Raw genomic sequence first — 18303 nt, forward strand, 5'->3', positions numbered from 1 at the left:
GCATTTGATCTATATAGATGCAAGCGAATATAAAGCCACCGTCACTGATGGAAGTTCCACTGACCGCAGTCGCGGGCCATCACGTCGTTGACGTCGACCCGCATCCCGCCGACGAGCGGGCCCGGATTCGAGGCGGTGTCCACCACCCGCTGATAGAGCACGGCGGCGGGGTGGATCCGGTTGCCCGACCAGGCGCGCGTCTGCCACGCCCACCGGTATCCGGGGATGCCCGACTGCCCGATCACCCCGTCGGCGATCGCCCACTGGCAGACGTCGATGCCGCCGTAGACGCCGGTGCGCTGAACGCCCAGGACCGAGTTGATGCCGCGAAACCACGGCAGCGCCATCGTGTTCCAGGTGTTGCGGTCGATGTCCTCGTCGATGGTGAAGAAGACGGGTGCGCTCCGGCCGCCTCCGGCCGCGGTGTGCAACTGCCACGCGGTGCGCGCATCGGCGATGCCGCCGGGGTAGCCGCGGGTGAAGTCCGACGGCGCCGTGCCGCCGGGCTTGCCGTACTGGTAGTTGCTGACGATCACCAGTCCCGCGGCGGTGAGCGCGCGGGCGTAGGGCAGCGTGATCGGCTTGGCGCCGAACGACGATCCGGGACGCGAGAGCGAGACGTAGTTGACCACGCCGGCGTGACCGGCCGCCCGGATGTCCTGCGCCGGGATCTGGCGTGCGGCGAAGTCGATCAGCGTCGGGGCCGCGGCCGCCGCGCGGGGCGCCCCCGAGCTCAGTGCGGCCGCACCCAGCCCGGCCAGCGCCGACGCCGCGGTGGCGTAGCGCAGGGCGTCCCGCCGCGACAGGCGCCGGGGGCCGGGATCGGCCGGGTGGTCAGACACGGCGTGATGTTAACCATGTGACAGTTGTTAACGATGGAGCCCACGCCGACCCGATACCTGTCAGTGACCTGGCCGTGAACTCAGCTCATGCTCGCCGCTGCACGAACAGCGTCTGCGCGCAGGTGCCGATGAACCCGGCCCGGTCGAAGATCTCCGCCGTGGTCACCCCGATGCCGTCGGGGCCGATCGATCCGCGGGCGCGCAGCCCGAAGTCCTCGCCGTCGGGCAGGCGGTGCAGATGCACGACGGTGTCGGTGTTCATGAACACGAACTGCTGGGGATCCAGGGCCGCCCCGATGCCGTTGGCGGAATCGACTACCATCGCCAGGCGCTGCAGGGCGGTCGTCGGCTCCGAATCCACCAGCGGCACAAGCGGACTGATCCACGCTTCAGCGGCCGCGCCGGGTGCGGTCTGCTGCCGGCGCCAGCTCACGGTCTCCAGGTAACCCGGTGCGCCCTCCCAGGCGTGGGCGGCGCCCGCACCCGTGCCCTCGACCATCGGGGGATAGCGGTCCACGGCGGCGTCGTGGGTGTCGCTGGTCGCCAGCAGCCACGCGGTGACCCGGGCGACGGTCCGCCGGCCGCCGTCGGGACGGTCGACCGCCATCTCGGCGACCATCATCGAGATCCGGGCCCCGGGCCGATCCACGCGCGCGTTCACCCGCACCGGTGCGACCGGGATCGCGCCCAGGATGTCCAGGCTCAGCCGCCCGACCCGCAGACCCGTGCCCGCCGCCAGCTCCTCGATCGCCCGGGTCAGCAGCGCCAGCGGCGGCGAGCCGTGCTGGATCTGCGGATCCCAGTTGCTCCGGGTGCCGTCGGTGGAGTCGAACAGCGAGAACTCCCCGTCGACGCCTCGCCGGCGGAACAGGCAGTCGATCACGCGGCGACGTCCGGCGCGCGCAGGACCGCATCGGGGTCGCCCTCGTCGGGCGCCTGCGGCCAGCCCGGGTAGGGCGGGGGAGTGCCGCCGAAGACGGGGCAGTGCGCGCGGTGGGCGCACCAGTCGCACAGGCGAGACGGATTCGGCCGGAAATCGCCGGTGGCACCGGCTGCCCGGATCGCCGACCAGATCGCCATCAGCGTCTTCTCGAACCGCAGCAGCTCGTCGAGGTCGGGGGTGTAGTCGAGCACCTGGCTGTCGGCGAGGTAGATGAGGCGCAACCGCGCCGGCAGGACGCCGCGCGAGCGCAGCAGCGCGACCGCGTAGAACTTCATCTGGAACATCGCCTTGAACTCGGCGAGCGCGCGGGCCTCCGGAGGCGCCTTCCCGGTCTTGTAGTCGACGACGCGGAGCTCGCCGGTGGGCGCCACGTCGATGCGATCGACGAAGCCCCGCAGCAGCGTGCCGTCGGTCAGTTCCACCTCGACCCGCTGCTCGCAGGCCTGCGGATCGAACCCTGTCGGATCCTCCAGCCGGTAGTACCCGGACAGCAGCACCCGGGCCTCGTCGAGGAGCGTCGCGCGCAGGTCGGGGGTGATCTCGTCGGCCAGGGACGGCTCCTCGGCGACGACGCGCTCCCATGCCGGGGCGGCCAGCGACAGCGCCGTCTCGGGGATCCGCTCGGGCGCCGGCAGCAGGTAGAGCTGCTCGAGGGCGGCGTGCACCACCGATCCGCGGACCTGGGCGGTCGACGACGGCTCCGGCAACCGGTCGATGGCCCGGAAGCGGTAGAGCAGGGGGCACTGCTTGAAGTCGCTGGCGCGAGACGGGGACAGCGCGGGGCGCCGCACCGGCCGGTCGTCCTGCTCGCTCATGCGTTTCACCCTAGGACCGTGGGCCGACAGATCCGGGCAACCCGGGCGCGAACCGTGCCGCGTCTGCTGGCAGGCTGGTCAGCTGTGCGCAGAACCGGTCCGTTCGACGTGGGTGACCGCGTGCAACTCACCGATGCCAAGGGCAGGCGCTACACGATGCTGCTCAAGCCGGGCGGGGAATTCCACACCCACCGCGGCATCATCTCCCTCGACGACGTGGTCGGGCTGCCGGAGGGCAGCGTGGTCCGGTCGACCAACGGCGACCAGTTCCTGGTGCTGCGCCCGCTGCTCGTCGACTACGTGATGTCGATGCCGCGCGGCGCGCAGGTGGTCTACCCCAAGGACGCCGCGCAGATCGTGCACGAGGGCGACATCTTCCCCGGGGCGCGGGTGCTCGAAGCCGGCGCCGGCTCGGGCGCCCTGACGTGCTCGCTGCTGCGTGCGGTCGGGCCGGAGGGCCGGGTGACGTCCTACGAGGTGCGCGAAGACCACGCCGAACACGCGGTCCGCAACGTCGAGACCTTCTTCGGCGAGCGGCCTGCCAACTGGGACCTGGTGCTCGCCGACGTCGGCGACTACACCGGGCCCGAGGTGGACCGCGCCGTGCTCGACATGCTCGCGCCCTGGGACGTGCTGAAGGCGGTCGGCGACGCGCTGGTCCCGGGCGGCGTCCTGATGATCTACGTCGCGACCGTCACCCAGTTGTCGAAGACCGTCGAGGCACTGCGTGAACAGCAGTGCTGGACCGAGCCGCGGGCGTGGGAGAGCATGCAGCGCGGCTGGCACGTCGTCGGTCTCGCGGTGCGTCCGGAGCATTCCATGCGCGGTCACACGGCCTTTCTGATCAGCGCGCGCAAACTGGCTCCCGGTGCGGTGGCGCCGATCCCGCTGCGCAAGAAGCGCCCGACGGTCTAGTTCACTCGTCGTCGCTGCGCCGCAGCCCGCGCCGCACCGACAGCAGTTCGAATTCGGGTCGGGCCGCGACCAGTCGTTCGGCGGCGTCGAGCACGCTCACCGCATGCGCCCGGTCCGCGGTGACCACGCCGACCCCGACGCCGGCGCGCCGGTGGAGATCCTGGGACCCGGTCTCGGCCGCCGACACCGAGAAGCGGCGCGCCAACTCGGCGACGAGGGGCCGCACGGCGGACCGCTTCTGCTTGAGCGAGCGCACGTCGCCGAGCAGCAGGTCGAACTCCAGCCAGCCGATCCACATGGGCTACGGCGTCGGTGTGGGCGCGGCCGGCGGCGGGGGTGGTGCCGGCGGGGGTGGTGCGTCGAGGGCGAGGAGTTGGTCGGCGGTCTGGCGGGTCAGCTGCCACGATCCGTCGGCCGGGGCGAACTCCATCGGGAACGTGAAACGTCCGCTCTGCGGGTTGGCCGTCGTGACGATCACGGTCGCGACGACGTTGCCGGAGCCGTTCTGCGACCACGCCAGATCGCGGGCCTCGAAGCTCAGCGGGAGCGCTCCGTTGTCGCGCAGCGCACTGGCGAACCGGTCCAGCCCCGCGGCCTCGCCGGCGGTGCCGTTCTCGATCAGCGTGACCTTTTCTGTTCCCGGCACGGCCGGATCGGCCAGCCGCGCCATCACGTCGGTCAACGCGGACGGCTGCGGCAGTGGCGGACCGCCCGGTGCCGGAGGGGCCGGGGCCGGGATTCCCACCGACGGCGGCGGCGACGTCTCGACCGACGGGGAGGACGTGGGAGGGGTCGCCGGACCGCACCCGCCCAACGCGAACGCCGCCACGATCGTGGCGGCGCCGCGGAGGAGAACGGGGTGACGCACCGGCGTCATCGTTCGGTAAGGATCGGGCGAATCAGCCCAGCATCCCCGCCAACGTGAACAGCGACTGCTGCGAGAGCTGCCAGCCGGTGGGGCTCGGACCCTGGACGAAGCTCAGCGGCATCGTGCGGGTGACGCCATTGGGCAGCGTCGCCGTGACGTTGGCCGTCGCGACGTTGCCGTTCTGGTCGACGTCGGCGACCGTCGCGGTCAGCGGGAAGTATCCCTTCTGCACCGCGCTGTTGTACTTGGTCGACACGCCGATGGATCCCAGCCGGCCCAGATCCTGCACGTAGGCCTGCTTGCCGGAGAACGAACCGCCGGAACCGAGCACGTTGACCGTCTGCGTCAGAGGGCCGGCGAGCTCAGGCGCCGGGGCCAGCGGCGCGTTGACGACGACCGGCTCCGCGGACGCCACGCCTGCACCCAGTGCAATCGAGGTCACACCCACGGCCGCGGCACCCGCGACGGCGGCTGCTGCGGTCCCAGCGGTGAGGCTGGTAAAGAGGGATTTGAGGGTCACGACTGTCCTTCCGATCGGACGAACTGATGTACAGAGGCTAACAGTGTTGCTGGTGTGTCGAATTCCTACACCGCACACAATGACTGAATCGCCGGTAGCTTTGAAGTTGTTACCGCACCAACATCCGGTGTGGGAAAGGAGCTCAGCATGAGTGAGTCCGAACGTCCCGAAGCCTCTGACGCCTTCGGGGCATCCCCCCAGAGCCGACTGTCCGCCGAGGACGCTGCCGAGCTTGAGCAGCTGCGCCGCGAAGCGGCCGTCCTGCGCGAGCAGCTCGAAAGTGCGGTGGGCCCGCAGAGTGGACTGCGCAGCGCCCGCGATGTCCATCAACTCGAGGCCCGCATCGATTCCCTGGCGGCCCGCAACGCCAAGCTGATGGACACCCTCAAGGAGGCACGTCAGCAGTTGCTGGCGCTCCGCGAGGAGGTCGACCGGCTCGGCCAGCCGCCGAGCGGCTACGGCGTGCTGCTGTCGGTCCAGGAGGACGACACCGTCGACGTGTTCACCTCGGGCCGCAAGATGCGCCTGACGTGCTCACCGAACATCGACACCCAAGAGCTCAAGAAGGGTCAGACGGTCCGCCTCAACGAGGCGCTCACGGTCGTCGAGGCCGGTCACTACGAGTCGGTCGGCGAGATCAGCACCCTGCGCGAGATCCTGTCCGACGGCCACCGGGCCCTCGTCGTCGGCCATGCCGACGAGGAGCGCATCGTCTGGCTGGCCGAGCCGCTGGTCGCGTCCGAGGACCTGCCCGACGGCTACGACGACGACGTGCTGGGCGACGACCGTCCGCGCAAGCTGCGTCCGGGCGACTCGCTGCTGGTCGACACCAAGGCCGGGTATGCGTTCGAACGCATCCCCAAGGCCGAGGTCGAGGACCTGGTCCTCGAGGAGGTGCCCGACGTCAGCTACCACGACATCGGTGGCCTCACCCGCCAGATCGAGCAGATCCGCGATGCCGTCGAGCTGCCGTTCCTGCACAAGGAGCTCTACCGCGAGTACTCGCTGCGCCCGCCCAAAGGCGTGCTGCTCTACGGTCCGCCCGGCTGCGGCAAGACGCTCATCGCCAAGGCGGTGGCCAACTCGCTGGCCAAGAAGATGGCCGAGGTCCGCGGCGACGACGCCCGTGAGGCGAAGTCCTACTTCCTCAACATCAAGGGCCCCGAGCTGCTGAACAAGTTCGTCGGCGAGACCGAGCGGCACATCCGGCTGATCTTCCAGCGCGCGCGGGAGAAGGCCTCCGAGGGCACGCCCGTCATCGTGTTCTTCGACGAGATGGACTCGATCTTCCGCACCCGCGGCACCGGTGTCAGCTCCGACGTGGAGACCACGGTGGTGCCGCAGCTGCTCAGCGAGATCGACGGTGTGGAGGGGCTGGAGAACGTCATCGTGATCGGCGCCTCCAACCGCGAGGACATGATCGATCCGGCGATCCTGCGGCCCGGCCGCCTGGACGTCAAGATCAAGATCGAGCGGCCGGACGCCGAGGCGGCGCAGGACATCTTCAGCAAGTACCTCACCGAGCAACTGCCGATCCACGCCGACGACCTGTCCGAGTTCAACGGCGACCGCCGCCTGACGATCAAGGCGATGATCGAGAAGGTCGTCGAGCGGATGTACGCCGAGATCGACGACAACCGGTTCCTGGAGGTCACCTACGCCAACGGTGACAAGGAAGTCATGTACTTCAAGGACTTCAACTCCGGGGCGATGATCCAGAACGTCGTCGACCGGGCGAAGAAGAACGCGATCAAGTCCGTGCTGGAGACCGGCCAGCCCGGTCTGCGCATCCAGCACCTGCTGGACTCGATCGTCGACGAGTTCGCCGAGAACGAGGATCTGCCCAACACCACCAATCCCGATGACTGGGCCCGCATCTCGGGCAAGAAGGGCGAGCGGATCGTCTACATCCGCACGCTGGTCACCGGGAAGAGTTCGTCGGCCAGCCGGGCGATCGACACCGAGTCGAACCTGGGGCAGTACCTGTAGCGGGTCAGCGCGCCAGCGAGTAGCTGTTGGTCAGGCCGTCCTGGAGCACCTGGGCGGCCTGACTGCTGGTGTCGATGCGCAGCGGCTCGGCGAGAGTGCGCGTGCGGTAGGACCATCCCTCGGGCAGCGCCAGCCGGCCGGCCAGGTGCGGCAGGTCGTCGTAGCCCAGGGCGGGGTCGACGATCTGGCTCCACGTCTGCATCACCCAGTGCGCGCCGTCCGGGTCGACGAGCTCGAAGATCGGCTCGCCCGCGTCGAACACGAACACCGCGTTGCGCGCCACCGTGTTCGGCACGTACGGGGCGGGATTCATCGACGACAGGGTGACGACGGCCTGCCGGTACATGTCCAGACCGCCGAAGGTGGCGACCTCCCGGTCGTCGCCCATGTCCTTCTCGATGGCGTCCATCAGCCAGTAGCGCGGCCCGTTGAGCAGAGCGGCCAGCGCGCCGTGCTCCTTGGCGAGGGCTTCGGCGTCGAGCCGGCTCCACAGTTCGGGCGGACAGTCGTTGAGCGGATAGGTGTTGTAGACGGTCGCCTGCGGCCCGTCCGGTCCGGCGCTGACCAGCAGCACCTCGCCGTATCGCTTGCCCCTTAACGTCGTCATCGGCTCGCACTCCTCACTTCGGTGGCCAGGTACGCGTCGCGGCCGGCGAGGCTGACCGCGACATCGGCGATCAATGGCTCGAAGAACCGCTGACGGTAGAGGGGGTCGACGCTGGTGCTGACCGTGAAGTACAGCCCGGAGAGCACCGCGACGAACAGCGAGGTGTGCACCACGGTCTGAGGGACCGGCACGTGCACGCCGAACCACGTTCCCGCACACGGTGGTTCGCCGACGGCGCAGGTGGTTTCGCCGGACCACACCACCGTCACCTCGTCGGGCACCGCGATGATGCCCAACGCCAGGAAGAACGCGAACAGGCCCGTGGTGAACAACACCACCTGGATCGCCTGGGCGACCACCATCACGGCGACCACGTTGACCTGTTCGGGCAGCGACAGCGGTGTCGTCGCGCCCGGGCGGGCGCCCGCCAGCGGCGTGCCTGCCAGGAGTGCCGCCGGATCGGACTGCCGGGACCGGTCCTGGCGCAGCGCGCGGACCTCGTCGCGGATCGTCGCCACCATGAACACCAGCGCCACCAGGGCCAGGAATCCGATGGTCTGCCAAAGTCTTTGGCGGGTCATGCGGGCCGACAGCTGCCAGAGCTCGCCGGTGAAGTACACGACCACGGTGAGCATCAGCAGCGGCAGCGCCCGGCTCATCAACGTCCCCAGCGCCCCGAGCTGCACCCACGCGAAGCGGAACGCCCACAGTGCGATCGACCCCAGCCCCAGGTAGGTCAGCCAGATCGTCAGCAGCGACACCAACAGGAACGCCGGAGCTTCGGCCAGGGCCGCCGCCGACCAGCCTGACACCACGACGGGCATCACCAGCACGAAGATCGCCATCACGGCCAGCGCCGTCGTGCGCCGGCCCACCCGGGAGGCGGCGGTGGATCGCTGATGCAGGACCTCGAGCGCGACCGGCGCCGCGGCGAGGACCGCCGCGATGACCGCCAGCCGCAGGACGGCCCCGTAATCCGGGTCGTCGCCGGTCCATTCGGCCAGCAGCAGCGTGGCCGCGGTCAGTGCCCCGACCCCGGCCACCGCCGGCGCCGAGCGCGCGACCAGCGCCCGGGAGCGCACCCGCCGGGTCAGCACCAGGGGCAGCCCGCGGTGCAGGAACCATTCGTGGATCGCCCGGGACGTCACCGCCTGCCCGCTCACGTCGCCGCCGTCGCGGTCCGGTAGCGATCCCGCGCCACCAGGGTCAGCAGCAGATCCTCGATCGACGGGTCGACGAACTGGGCGCGGTACTCCTTGTCGGTGACGGCGCGCGCCGCGAGGTACATGAACGTCAGCGCGGTCAGGAACATCGTGATCTGGATGAGCGCCTGCGGGATCGGCAGCGTCATGCCCAGGAACTGGCCGTCACCCGAGCCGCCCCGCGTCAGCGCGGCCAGCAGCTCGGGGCTGATCAGGATCAGCCCGAACACGCCGAACAGCAACCCGGTCACCACGGCCACCGTCATCACCTGGGTGATCTGCGAGAGTGCCAGCACACCAATCACATTGGCGCGTTCCGGGCGCGACAGCGGCACCCGGCGGGGCCGGTCGGGCATCGACTCGAACGGGGTGCCGACGAGCATCTGGGCGTGCTCGGGCCGCTTGGCCTCCGGAGCCAGGATGGGCCGCACCAGGCCGAGGGTGCTGGACACCAGGAACACGGCCGCGATACCGAGCATGAACAGCAGCGCCAGCCACAACCGGCCCCGGCTCACGGTCGACGCCATGGTCCACACCGGTCCGTTGAAGAACACCAGGACGGTCAGCAGCATCACCGGCAGCGCGCGCAGCAGGAGGCTGCCCACCGAGGCCAGATTCGCCAGCGTCATCCGCGCCGCCCACCCGAGCACCGAGCCGACTCCCGTTGCGGTGCACAGCAGTATCACGGCGATCACCACGCCTTCGACCACCACGTCGACGACCACCAGCGGGCTGGGACCGCCGAACACGGTCGCCAGCGCGGCCACCGCCAGCGATCCCGCGGCCACCAGCTCGCGCAGCCGCAGATTCGTCGTCCGGGACACCAGCCAGCCGATCACCGACGCCAGCGGCAGCACCAGAACGACGATCGCGAGCACGAACCACTCGGTGCGGGTGGGGGTTCCGTCGATGTCGATGGTGTGCTTGCCCGTCACCGTGACCACCACGATCGAAAACGCCATCATCACCGCGAACGCGGCGAGTGCGGGCGCCGACCGGGCAAAGACCCGGCGCACCAGCCTGCCCGGCCGCAGCACCGCCGGCAGGCCGCGGCACAGGAACCAGTGTTCGGCCGCCAGGCGTTGCTCGCGATCCGGGTGCTGCGTGCTCATGATCGCCCAATCTCACCACGCTGCCGCAGGTCATCGCCGGGATTCCGCACCGGCGTGGCACGGCCTCCTGTCATGCGGTCGGGGCGCACCTCTAGGCTGGTCGGTATGCAACGGATCATCGGAACGGAGGTCGAGTACGGGATCTCCTCGCCGTCTGATCCGACGGCGAATCCGATCTTGACCTCGACACAGGCCGTGCTGGCCTACGCCGCCGCGGCGGGCCTGCAGCGGGCCAAGCGCACCCGGTGGGACTACGAGGTGGAATCCCCGTTGCGCGACGCCCGCGGCTTCGACCTGAGCCGCGCATCGGGTCCGCCCCCGGTCGTCGACGCCGACGAGGTCGGCGCGGCGAACATGATCCTCACCAACGGCGCCCGCCTCTACGTCGACCACGCCCACCCCGAGTACTCCGCGCCCGAGTGCACCGACCCGATGGACGCGGTGATCTGGGACAAGGCCGGCGAACGGGTGATGGAGGCGGCGGCCCGGCACGTGGCCAGCGTGCCCGGCGCCGCGAAGCTGCAGCTGTACAAGAACAACGTCGACGGCAAGGGCGCGTCCTACGGGTCGCACGAGAACTACCTGATGTCGCGGCAGACGCCGTTCTCGGCCGTCATCGCCGGTCTCACCCCGTTCCTGGTGTCCCGTCAGGTCGTCACGGGGTCGGGCCGGGTCGGCATCGGCCCCTCCGGGGACGAGCCGGGCTTCCAGCTCTCCCAGCGCTCGGACTACATCGAGGTCGAGGTCGGACTGGAGACCACGCTCAAGCGCGGCATCATCAACACCCGCGACGAGCCGCACGCCGACGCCGACAAGTACCGCCGGCTGCACGTGATCATCGGCGACGCCAACCTCGCCGAGACGTCCACCTACCTCAAGTTGGGCACCACCTCGCTGGTGCTGGACCTGATCGAGGAGGGGCCGCAGATCGGCGCCGACCTGAGCGATCTGGCGCTGGCCCGGCCGGTGCACGCGGTGCACGTGCTCTCGCGCGATCCGTCGCTGCGCGCCACCGTCGCTCTGGCCGACGGCCGCGAGCTGACCGGTCTGGCGCTGCAGCGGATCTATCTCGACCGCGTCGCGAAGCTGGTCGACAGCCGGGACCCGGATCCGCGCGCCTCCCACGTCCTCGAAACCTGGGCACACGTGCTGGATCTGCTCGAGCGCGATCCGATGGAGTGCGCGGACCTGCTCGACTGGCCGGCCAAGCTGCGTCTGCTGGAGGGTTTCCGCAACCGGGAGAACCTCAGCTGGAACGCGCCTCGGCTGCACCTGGTGGATCTGCAGTACTCCGATGTGCGGCTGGACAAGGGCCTCTACAACCGGCTGGTGGCGCGCGGCTCGATGAAGCGGCTGGTCACCGAGCAGCAGGTGCTCGACGCCGTGGACAGCCCGCCCACCGACACCCGGGCGTACTTCCGTGGGGAGTGCCTGCGGCGGTTCGGCGCCGACATCGCCGCCGCCAGCTGGGATTCGGTGATCTTCGATCTGGGCGGCGATTCGCTGGTGCGGATCCCGACACTCGAACCGCTGCGGGGCAGCAAGTCCCACGTCGGCGCCCTGCTGGACTCGGTGGACAGCGCCGCGGAGCTCGTCGAGCAACTGACGAACTGATCGAGCTATCCCCGGCAATCCCACGCCTGACCGGTAGGGTGGAGGGACCGGCGGGCAGCTCTAGGCCCGCCGATCACATACGCAGGAGGCAGCGATGGCTCAGGAGCAGACCAAGCGCGGCGGCGGAGGCGGCGACGATGACGACCCCACCGCCAGCACGGCCGCCGGCCAGGAGCGCCGCGAGAAGCTGACCGAGGAGACCGACGATCTGCTCGACGAGATCGATGACGTCCTCGAAGAGAACGCAGAAGACTTCGTGCGTGCGTACGTGCAGAAGGGTGGACAGTGACCTGGCCGCATCGCGATCAGTCCTTTCCCCACCCGTCCTCGGGAGCTTTTGACGCCTTGCCGCGGGGTCTGTCACACGGCGGAGTGAATCTGTCGTCGTTCTCGGACTTCCTGCGCCAGCAGGCGCCGCACCTGCTCCCGGGTTCCGGTGGGCCGGTGCCGATGGGCACGCCGACCGATGCGGTTCCGCACGGCACCACGATCGTGGCGCTGAAGTTCCCCGGCGGGGTGTTGATGGCCGGTGACCGGCGGGCCACCCAGGGCAACATGATCGCCAGCCGCGATGTGCAGAAGGTGTACATCACCGACGACTACACGGTCACCGGCATCGCCGGTACGGCCGCGATCGCGGTGGAGTTCGCGCGCCTCTACGCCGTCGAGCTCGAGCACTACGAGAAGCTCGAGGGGGTGGCGCTGACGTTCCCGGGCAAGGTGAACCGGCTGGCCACCATGGTGCGCGGCAACCTCGGCGCGGCGCTGCAGGGTTTCATCGCGCTGCCGCTGCTGGCGGGTTACGACCTCGATGATCCGAATCCGGAACGGGCCGGCCGCATCGTGTCGTTCGACGCTGCCGGCGGGCACAACCTCGAGGAGGAGGGCTACCAGTCCGTCGGGTCGGGGTCGATCTTCGCGAAGTCGTCGATGAAGAAGCTGTACGCACAGGTCACCGACGCCGAGTCGGCGCTGAGGGTGGCCATCGAGGCGCTCTACGACGCCGCCGACGACGACTCCGCGACGGGCGGTCCGGACCTGGTGCGGGGCATCTTCCCGACGGCGGTGTCCATCGACGCCGACGGCGCCGTCGAGGTGACCGAGCAGCAGATCGCCGCGCTGTGCCGCGAGATCATCGAGAACCGTTCGCGGACAGACACATTCGGGCCCAATGCGGACCCGCTTCGAGGTGACGAGCTGTGAGCTTCCCGTATTTCATCTCGCCCGAGCAGGCGATGCGTGAGCGTTCCGAGCTCGCCCGCAAGGGCATCGCCCGCGGCCGCAGCGTGATCGCGCTGGCCTACGCCGACGGCGTGCTGTTCGTCGCGGAGAATCCGTCGCGGTCGCTGCAGAAGGTCAGCGAGCTCTACGACCGGGTCGGTTTCGCCGCGGTCGGCCGCTTCAACGAGTTCAACAACCTGCGCAGCGGCGGCATCCGGTTCGCCGACACGCAGGGTTACGCCTACTCCCGCCGCGATGTCACCGGCCGGCAGCTGGCCAACGTGTACGCCCAGACCCTGGGCACCATCTTCACCGAGCAGGCCAAGCCCTACGAAGTGGAGCTCTGCGTGGCCGAGGTGGCCCACTACGGCGAGACCAAGGCACCGGAGCTGTATCGCATCACCTACGACGGGTCGATCGCCGACGAGCCGCACTTCGTGGTGATGGGCGGGACCACCGAGCCGATCTCGTCGGCGCTGACCGAGTCCTACACCGAGAACCTCAGCCTGGCCGACGCCGTGGCGATCGCGGTGAAGGCGCTGGGTGCGGGTGGCAACGGCACTGAGCCGCGCACGCTGGCCCCGTCGACGCTCGAGGTCGCGGTGCTCGACGCCAACCGTCCGCGCCGCGCGTTCCGGCGGATCACCGGCGCGGCACTCGAGGCGATGCTGCCCGCCGCCGAAGCGCCGGCCGAGCCTGCCGAGCCGGAATCCAAGGACTAGTCCTCTTCGCGAACGTGCATTCCCGGTAGCCGTCGCCGCCGCGCGACGACAGGGAATGCACGTTCGCGTCGCCGACCCCTCTCCAGGTTTTTGCCAGCGTGTCCGTCTTGCGCGCGGTGCATCCAGGGTGGATGATTCTGTTGCATATCGCGCATCACGTTGCGCAATGCGCAACTACACAACCCCGGATGACCTGAGAGCGATGGAACCATGCCCAAAGTCGTCGTGATCGGCGCCGGCATCGTCGGGACGTCGCTGGCCGACGAACTGACCGCGCGCGGCTGGACCGACGTCACGGTCGTCGACCGCGGCCCGCTGTTCGCCACCGGCGGCTCCACCTCCCATGCACCCGGCCTGGTCTTCCAGACCAATCCGTCGAAGACGATGACCGCCTTCGCCCGCTACACCGTCGAGAAGTTCAACAGCCTGCAGCATCCCGGCGGCTGGGCCTTCAACCCGGTCGGCGGGCTCGAGGTCGCCACCACCGCCGAACGCTGGGCCGACCTGCATCGCAAGGCCGGCTGGGCGCAGTCGTGGGGCATCGAGGGCCGGTTGCTCACCCCCGCCGAATGCGCGGTCCTGCACCCGCTGATCGACCGCGAGCAGATCCTCGGCGGCTTCCACACGCAGGCCGACGGGCTCGCCAAGGCGCTGCGTGCCGCGGAAGCCCAGGCCCGCCGCGCCGAAGCGCGCGGCGCCACGCTGCTCCCGCACACCGAGGTGCTCGGCATCCTCGACAACGGCGAGCGGGTCACCGGCGTGCGCACCGCCGCCGGCGTCCTCGACGCCGACGTCGTGGTGTGCGCCGCGGGCTTCTGGGGTGCGCAGTTCGCCAAGCAGGTCGGCCTCGTGCTGCCGCTCGTTCCGATGGCCCACCAGTACGCCCGCACCGGCCAGATCGCCGAGTTGGTCGGGCGCAACACCGAACTCGCCGAAGCCGGCCTGCCCATCCTGCGCCACCAGGACCAGGATCTGTACTTCCGCGAGCACGTGGACCGGCTGGGTATCGGGTCCTACGCACACAAGCCGATGCCCGTCGACATGAGCACGTTGCTCGCCGACACCGCCGCCGAGGCCATGCCGTCGATGCTGCCGTTCACCGAGGAGGACTTCGCGCCCGCCTGGGAAGCAGCGGCGAAACTCATTCCCGCTCTGGATGACTCGAAGGTCGAAGAGGCGTTCAACGGTATCTTCTCGTTCACCCCCGACGGCTTCTCGATCATGGGTGAACACCGCGAACTGCGCGGCTTCTGGGTCGCCGAGGCGGTGTGGGTCACCCACTCCGCCGGGGTGGCCAGGGCGACCGCGGAGTGGATCATCGACGGCACCCCGTCCGTCGACACCCACGAGTGCGACCTGTACCGCTTCGAAGACGTGGCCCGCAGCCCGAAGTTCTTCCTGCAGACCAGTTCCCAGGCCTTCGTCGAGGTCTACGACGTCATTCACCCGCACCAGTACCGCACCGCGCTGCGCGGGCTGCGCACCAGCCCGTTCCACGCCCGCCACACCGAGCTCGGCGCGTTCTTCTTCGAAGGTGGCGGCTGGGAGCGTCCCGCCTGGTTCGAGTCGAATGCCGCCCTGACGGATCGCCTCGTCGACGACGGACTGGCCGTACCCGCCCGCGACGACTGGGCATCGCGGTTCTGGTCGCCCATCTCGGTCGCCGAAGCGCGCTGGACCCGCGAGCACGTCGCGATGTACGACATGACCCCGCTGACCCGCTACGAGGTGTCCGGACCCGGCGCTGCGGCGTTCCTGCAGCGGATGACCACCAACAACGTCGACAAGCGCGTCGGCTCGGTCACCTACACGCTGCTGCTCGACGACGCGGGCGGCATCCGCAGCGACCTGACCGTCGCGCGGCTCGCCCCCGACACCTTCCAGGTCGGGGCGAACTCGCCGATGGACTTCGACTGGCTGTCCCGGCACAAGCCCGCCGACGTCACGCTGCGCGACATCACCGGCGGCACCTGCTGCCTCGGGGTGTGGGGGCCCGCGGCCCGCGACGTCGTCGCGCCGCTGTGCCCCGACGACCTGTCGCACAAAGGTTTTCCGTACTTCCGGGCGCTGCACACCTACCTCGACGCGATCCCCGTCACGATGATGCGGGTGTCCTACGTCGGTGAGCTGGGCTGGGAGATCTACACCAGCGCCGAGTACGGGTCGGCGCTGTGGGATCTGATCGCCGACGCCGGGGCGGCGCACGGGATCATCCCGGCAGGCCGGATCGCGTTCAACAGCCTGCGCATCGAAAAGGGTTACCGCAGCTGGGGAACCGACATGACCGCCGAGCACCGGCCCGCCGCGGCCGGGCTGGACTTCGCGGTCCGCCTCGACAAGGACTTCGTCGGCAAGAGCGCGCTGGAGGCGGCGCCGGAACCGCAGATGGTGTTGCGCAGCATCGTGTTCGACGATCCCGACGCGGCCGTGCTGGGCAAGGAACCGGTGTTCCTCGACGGTGAATGCGCCGGATACGTGACCAGCGCCGGCTACTCGGCGACCATCGGCGCGACGATCGCCTACGCGTGGCTGCCCGCGCGTGTGAACGTCGGCGACGCGGTGCGCGTCGACTACCGCGGCGCCACGCTCACCGCGGTCGTGCACGCCGAACCGGTGGTCGACCCCGAGATGACCCGGATTCGGAGGTGACGAAATGACCTCGCACACCTTCGATGTCATCGTCATCGGGCTCGGCGGCATGGGCAGCGCCGCGGCCTACCACCTGGCCGCGCGGGGGCAGCGCGTGCTCGGTCTGGAGAAGTTCACCCCCGCCCACGACCGCGGGTCCAGCCACGGCGGGTCGCGCATCATCCGGCAGTCCTATTTCGAGGACCCGGCCTACGTGCCGCTGCTGCTGCGCGCCTACGAACTGTGGGACCAGCTGGCGGCCGACAGTGGGCGCGAGGTGTACCGGATGACCGGCGGGCTGTTCCTGGGTGCGCCCGACAGTCTCACCGTCGCCGGCAGCCTGCGGGCGAGCCGCGAATGGGATCTTCCGCACGAGGTGCTCGACGCGAACGAGATCCGCGCGCGGTACCCGAACTTCACGCCGCGGCCCGGCGACGTCGCGCTGTACGAGGCCAAGGCCGGGTTCGCACGACCCGAGATGACCGTGCAGGCGCATCTCGACCTGGCCGAGAAGGCGGGCGCCACACTGCAGTTCGGCGAAGAGGTGCTCGAGTGGGCGGAGGCCGCCGACGGCGTGACGGTGCGCACCGCCGCCGGGACGTACACGGCGGGCCAGCTGGTCATCTGTCCGGGCGCATGGGCGCCGCAGCTGCTCGCCGAGTTCGGCATCCCGATCACCGTCGAACGCCAGGTGCTGTACTGGCTCGACCCTGTGGGTGGCACCGGCCCGTTCGTCGACCATCCGATCTTCATCGAGGAGGACCCCTCCGGGATGCAGAGCTACGGCTTCCCGGCCATCGACGGACCGCGGGGAGGCGTGAAAGTCGCGTTCTTCCGCAAAGGGGTGGAATGCACGCCCGACACCATCGACCGGACCGTGCACGCCGACGAGATTCGCGAGATGCGGGACCGGGTCGCGCGCCTGCTGCCCGCGCTCGACGGGCCGTGCCTGCACTCGGCGACGTGCATGTACTCCAACACCCCGGATCAGCACTTCGTGATCGCGCGCCACCCCGACAGCGACCACGTGACCGTGGCGTGCGGATTCTCCGGGCACGGCTTCAAATTCGTTCCCGTGGTGGGGGAGATCCTCGCCGACCTGGCCCTCTCCGGTGCGACGGCGCACCCGATCTCGCTGTTCGACCCCCGGAGGTTGGTGACGACATGACCGCCCTTCTCGCCACGCTCGGCGGCCGGTACTACACCGGCGCCGACGTCTTTGCCGCCGAGCAGGAACACATCTTCGAGAACATGTGGTTCTGCGCGGTGCGCTCGTCGGATCTGGCGCTACCGGGAAAGTTCAAGAAGGTCCAGGTCGGCCGCGAGAGCGTGCTGCTGGTGCGCGGACGCGACGGCCTGCTGCGCGCCTTCCTCAACGTCTGCCGGCACCGCGGCGCGCAGCTGTGCACCGAGTCCGAGGGCGAGGTGAAGCGCACGCTGCGCTGCCCCTACCACTCCTGGACCTACGCGCTGGACGGCAAGCTGGTCGCCGCGCCGAACATCGGCACGCTGACCGACGGCGCCGGCGCGCCGATCGACCGGTACGCCTACGGTCTGGTGCCGGTCGCGCTGACCGAATGGCTCGGCTACGCCTGGGTGTGCCTGTCCGACACGCCGCCGCCGTTCGAAGACGTGATCGCCGAGGCGACCCGGACCCTCGGCGACGCCGACGCGATCAACCGGTACGGCATCGGCGGCCTGGACGTGGGGCACCGCGTGGTCTACGACGTCGCCGCCAACTGGAAGCTCATCGTCGAGAACTTCATGGAGTGCTACCACTGCAGCTCCATCCACCCCGAACTGGTCGGCGTGCTGCCCGAGTTCGCGCGGGGAATGGCCGCCCAGGCCAATGTCGGCCTCGGCGCCGAGTTCGGCACCGAGGTGGCGGGTTTCACCGTCGACGGCGCCGCCGGTTTCGACCGGCTGCCCGGCATCACCGACGACCAGGACCGCCGCTACTACGCGATCACCGTGAAACCGACCGTGTTCATCAACCTGGTGCCCGATCACGTGATCTTCCACCGGATGTTCCCGATGTCGGTGGACCGAACGATCGTCGAGTGCGACTGGCTCTACACCGGTGACGTGGTGGCCTCCGAGCGCGACGTGTCGGCGTCGGTCGAACTGTTCCACCGGGTCAACGTGCAGGACTTCGAGGCCTGCGAACGCACCCAGCCGGCGATGTCGTCGCGGGCCTACCGCGACGGCGGGGTCCTCGTTCCCGCGGAACATCACCTCGCGGAGTTCCATCACTGGGTAGTGTCCCGGCTGGCGACGTCGGTGTAGACGACAACGAGGAGGCCGC

The 18303-nt window shown here is 69.6% G+C and carries 18 protein-coding genes; 9 read left to right on the forward strand and 9 right to left on the reverse strand.

Annotated features, from left to right (window positions below; genetic code table 11):
• Positions 1 to 41 precede the first annotated feature (41 nt).
• From MCHLDSM_RS15330 to MCHLDSM_RS15340, 3 genes are all read right to left on the reverse strand, one after another.
• Positions 42 to 842: a DUF1906 domain-containing protein gene (locus MCHLDSM_RS15330; protein WP_048470867.1), complete on the reverse strand. Its 801-nt coding sequence runs from the start codon at positions 840 to 842 to the stop codon at positions 42 to 44.
• A gap of 85 nt (positions 843 to 927) precedes the next feature.
• Entirely contained in the window at positions 928 to 1725 is a 798-nt protein-coding gene (locus MCHLDSM_RS15335) for a thioesterase family protein (RefSeq protein ID WP_048470868.1), read from the reverse strand.
• A complete protein-coding gene (locus MCHLDSM_RS15340; protein ID WP_048470869.1) occupies positions 1722 to 2600 on the reverse strand; it encodes a RecB family exonuclease in 879 nt (292 codons plus the stop codon). Before MCHLDSM_RS15340 ends, MCHLDSM_RS15335 begins: the two co-directional genes overlap by 4 nt.
• Before the next feature lie 84 nt (positions 2601 to 2684).
• On the opposite strand from MCHLDSM_RS15340, the gene MCHLDSM_RS15345 reads away from it, so the two are divergent.
• Positions 2685 to 3515: a tRNA (adenine-N1)-methyltransferase gene (locus tag MCHLDSM_RS15345; RefSeq protein ID WP_048417665.1), complete on the forward strand. Its 831-nt coding sequence runs from the start codon at positions 2685 to 2687 to the stop codon at positions 3513 to 3515.
• A 1-nt stretch (position 3516) separates the two neighbouring features.
• Here MCHLDSM_RS15345 and MCHLDSM_RS15350 read toward each other — a convergent pair whose 3' ends face one another.
• Genes MCHLDSM_RS15350 through MCHLDSM_RS15360 form a run of 3 tightly spaced genes read right to left on the reverse strand, consistent with a single transcriptional unit; the run spans position 3517 to position 4903 of the window.
• Positions 3517 to 3813 (reverse strand): DUF503 domain-containing protein, encoded by a 297-nt coding sequence (locus MCHLDSM_RS15350; RefSeq protein WP_048470870.1) that lies wholly within the window; start codon positions 3811 to 3813, stop codon positions 3517 to 3519.
• Positions 3814 to 3816: 3 nt separating this feature from the next.
• Positions 3817 to 4383: a lipoprotein LppK gene (locus MCHLDSM_RS15355; RefSeq protein ID WP_234713988.1), complete on the reverse strand. Its 567-nt coding sequence runs from the start codon at positions 4381 to 4383 to the stop codon at positions 3817 to 3819.
• Between the two features lie 31 nt (positions 4384 to 4414).
• Positions 4415 to 4903, reverse strand: coding sequence for an MTB12 family secreted protein (locus MCHLDSM_RS15360; RefSeq protein ID WP_048470871.1), 489 nt, complete (start codon positions 4901 to 4903; stop codon positions 4415 to 4417).
• Positions 4904 to 5050: 147 nt separating this feature from the next.
• Here MCHLDSM_RS15360 and arc point away from each other — a divergent pair, with 147 nt between their 5' ends.
• Positions 5051 to 6892: a proteasome ATPase gene (arc, locus tag MCHLDSM_RS15365; RefSeq protein ID WP_048471133.1), complete on the forward strand. Its 1842-nt coding sequence runs from the start codon at positions 5051 to 5053 to the stop codon at positions 6890 to 6892.
• A gap of 4 nt (positions 6893 to 6896) precedes the next feature.
• On the opposite strand, the gene MCHLDSM_RS15370 is transcribed toward arc, so the two are convergent.
• Genes MCHLDSM_RS15370 through MCHLDSM_RS15380 form a run of 3 tightly spaced genes read right to left on the reverse strand, consistent with a single transcriptional unit; the run spans position 6897 to position 9813 of the window.
• Positions 6897 to 7499 (reverse strand): hypothetical protein, encoded by a 603-nt coding sequence (locus MCHLDSM_RS15370; RefSeq protein WP_048470872.1) that lies wholly within the window; start codon positions 7497 to 7499, stop codon positions 6897 to 6899.
• Complete coding sequence (locus MCHLDSM_RS15375; protein WP_234713989.1) at positions 7496 to 8662, reverse strand: hypothetical protein; 1167 nt, start codon at positions 8660 to 8662, stop codon at positions 7496 to 7498. The genes MCHLDSM_RS15370 and MCHLDSM_RS15375 overlap by 4 nt, the downstream gene beginning before the upstream one ends.
• Entirely contained in the window at positions 8659 to 9813 is a 1155-nt protein-coding gene (locus MCHLDSM_RS15380) for a hypothetical protein (protein WP_048470873.1), read from the reverse strand. The genes MCHLDSM_RS15375 and MCHLDSM_RS15380 overlap by 4 nt, the downstream gene beginning before the upstream one ends.
• 105 nt (positions 9814 to 9918) lie before the next feature.
• Here MCHLDSM_RS15380 and dop point away from each other — a divergent pair, with 105 nt between their 5' ends.
• From dop to MCHLDSM_RS15415, 7 genes are all read left to right on the forward strand, one after another.
• On the forward strand, positions 9919 to 11427 hold the full coding sequence (gene dop / locus MCHLDSM_RS15385) for a depupylase/deamidase Dop (RefSeq protein WP_048470874.1): 1509 nt from the start codon (positions 9919 to 9921) through the stop codon (positions 11425 to 11427).
• A gap of 94 nt (positions 11428 to 11521) precedes the next feature.
• Positions 11522 to 11716, forward strand: coding sequence for a ubiquitin-like protein Pup (locus MCHLDSM_RS15390; protein ID WP_043409984.1), 195 nt, complete (start codon positions 11522 to 11524; stop codon positions 11714 to 11716).
• Positions 11713 to 12630 carry a proteasome subunit beta gene (gene prcB / locus MCHLDSM_RS15395; protein ID WP_048470875.1) on the forward strand — a complete coding sequence of 306 codons (918 nt, stop codon included), beginning with the start codon at positions 11713 to 11715 and terminating at the stop codon, positions 12628 to 12630. Before MCHLDSM_RS15390 ends, prcB begins: the two co-directional genes overlap by 4 nt.
• A complete protein-coding gene (gene prcA, locus MCHLDSM_RS15400) occupies positions 12627 to 13370 on the forward strand; it encodes a proteasome subunit alpha (protein WP_048470876.1) in 744 nt (247 codons plus the stop codon). The genes prcB and prcA overlap by 4 nt, the downstream gene beginning before the upstream one ends.
• 210 nt (positions 13371 to 13580) lie before the next feature.
• Complete coding sequence (locus MCHLDSM_RS15405; RefSeq protein ID WP_048470877.1) at positions 13581 to 16019, forward strand: GcvT family protein; 2439 nt, start codon at positions 13581 to 13583, stop codon at positions 16017 to 16019.
• Between the two features lie 4 nt (positions 16020 to 16023).
• Positions 16024 to 17166, forward strand: a complete 1143-nt coding sequence (gene solA, locus MCHLDSM_RS15410) for an N-methyl-L-tryptophan oxidase (RefSeq protein WP_048470878.1) — start codon at positions 16024 to 16026, stop codon at positions 17164 to 17166.
• Positions 17163 to 18284, forward strand: coding sequence for an aromatic ring-hydroxylating oxygenase subunit alpha (locus MCHLDSM_RS15415; protein WP_048470879.1), 1122 nt, complete (start codon positions 17163 to 17165; stop codon positions 18282 to 18284). The genes solA and MCHLDSM_RS15415 overlap by 4 nt, the downstream gene beginning before the upstream one ends.
• Positions 18285 to 18303: the final 19 nt, after the last annotated feature.

This window comes from Mycolicibacterium chlorophenolicum (assembly GCF_001044235.1).
Classification (GTDB): Bacteria; Actinomycetota; Actinomycetes; order Mycobacteriales; family Mycobacteriaceae; genus Mycobacterium; species Mycobacterium chlorophenolicum.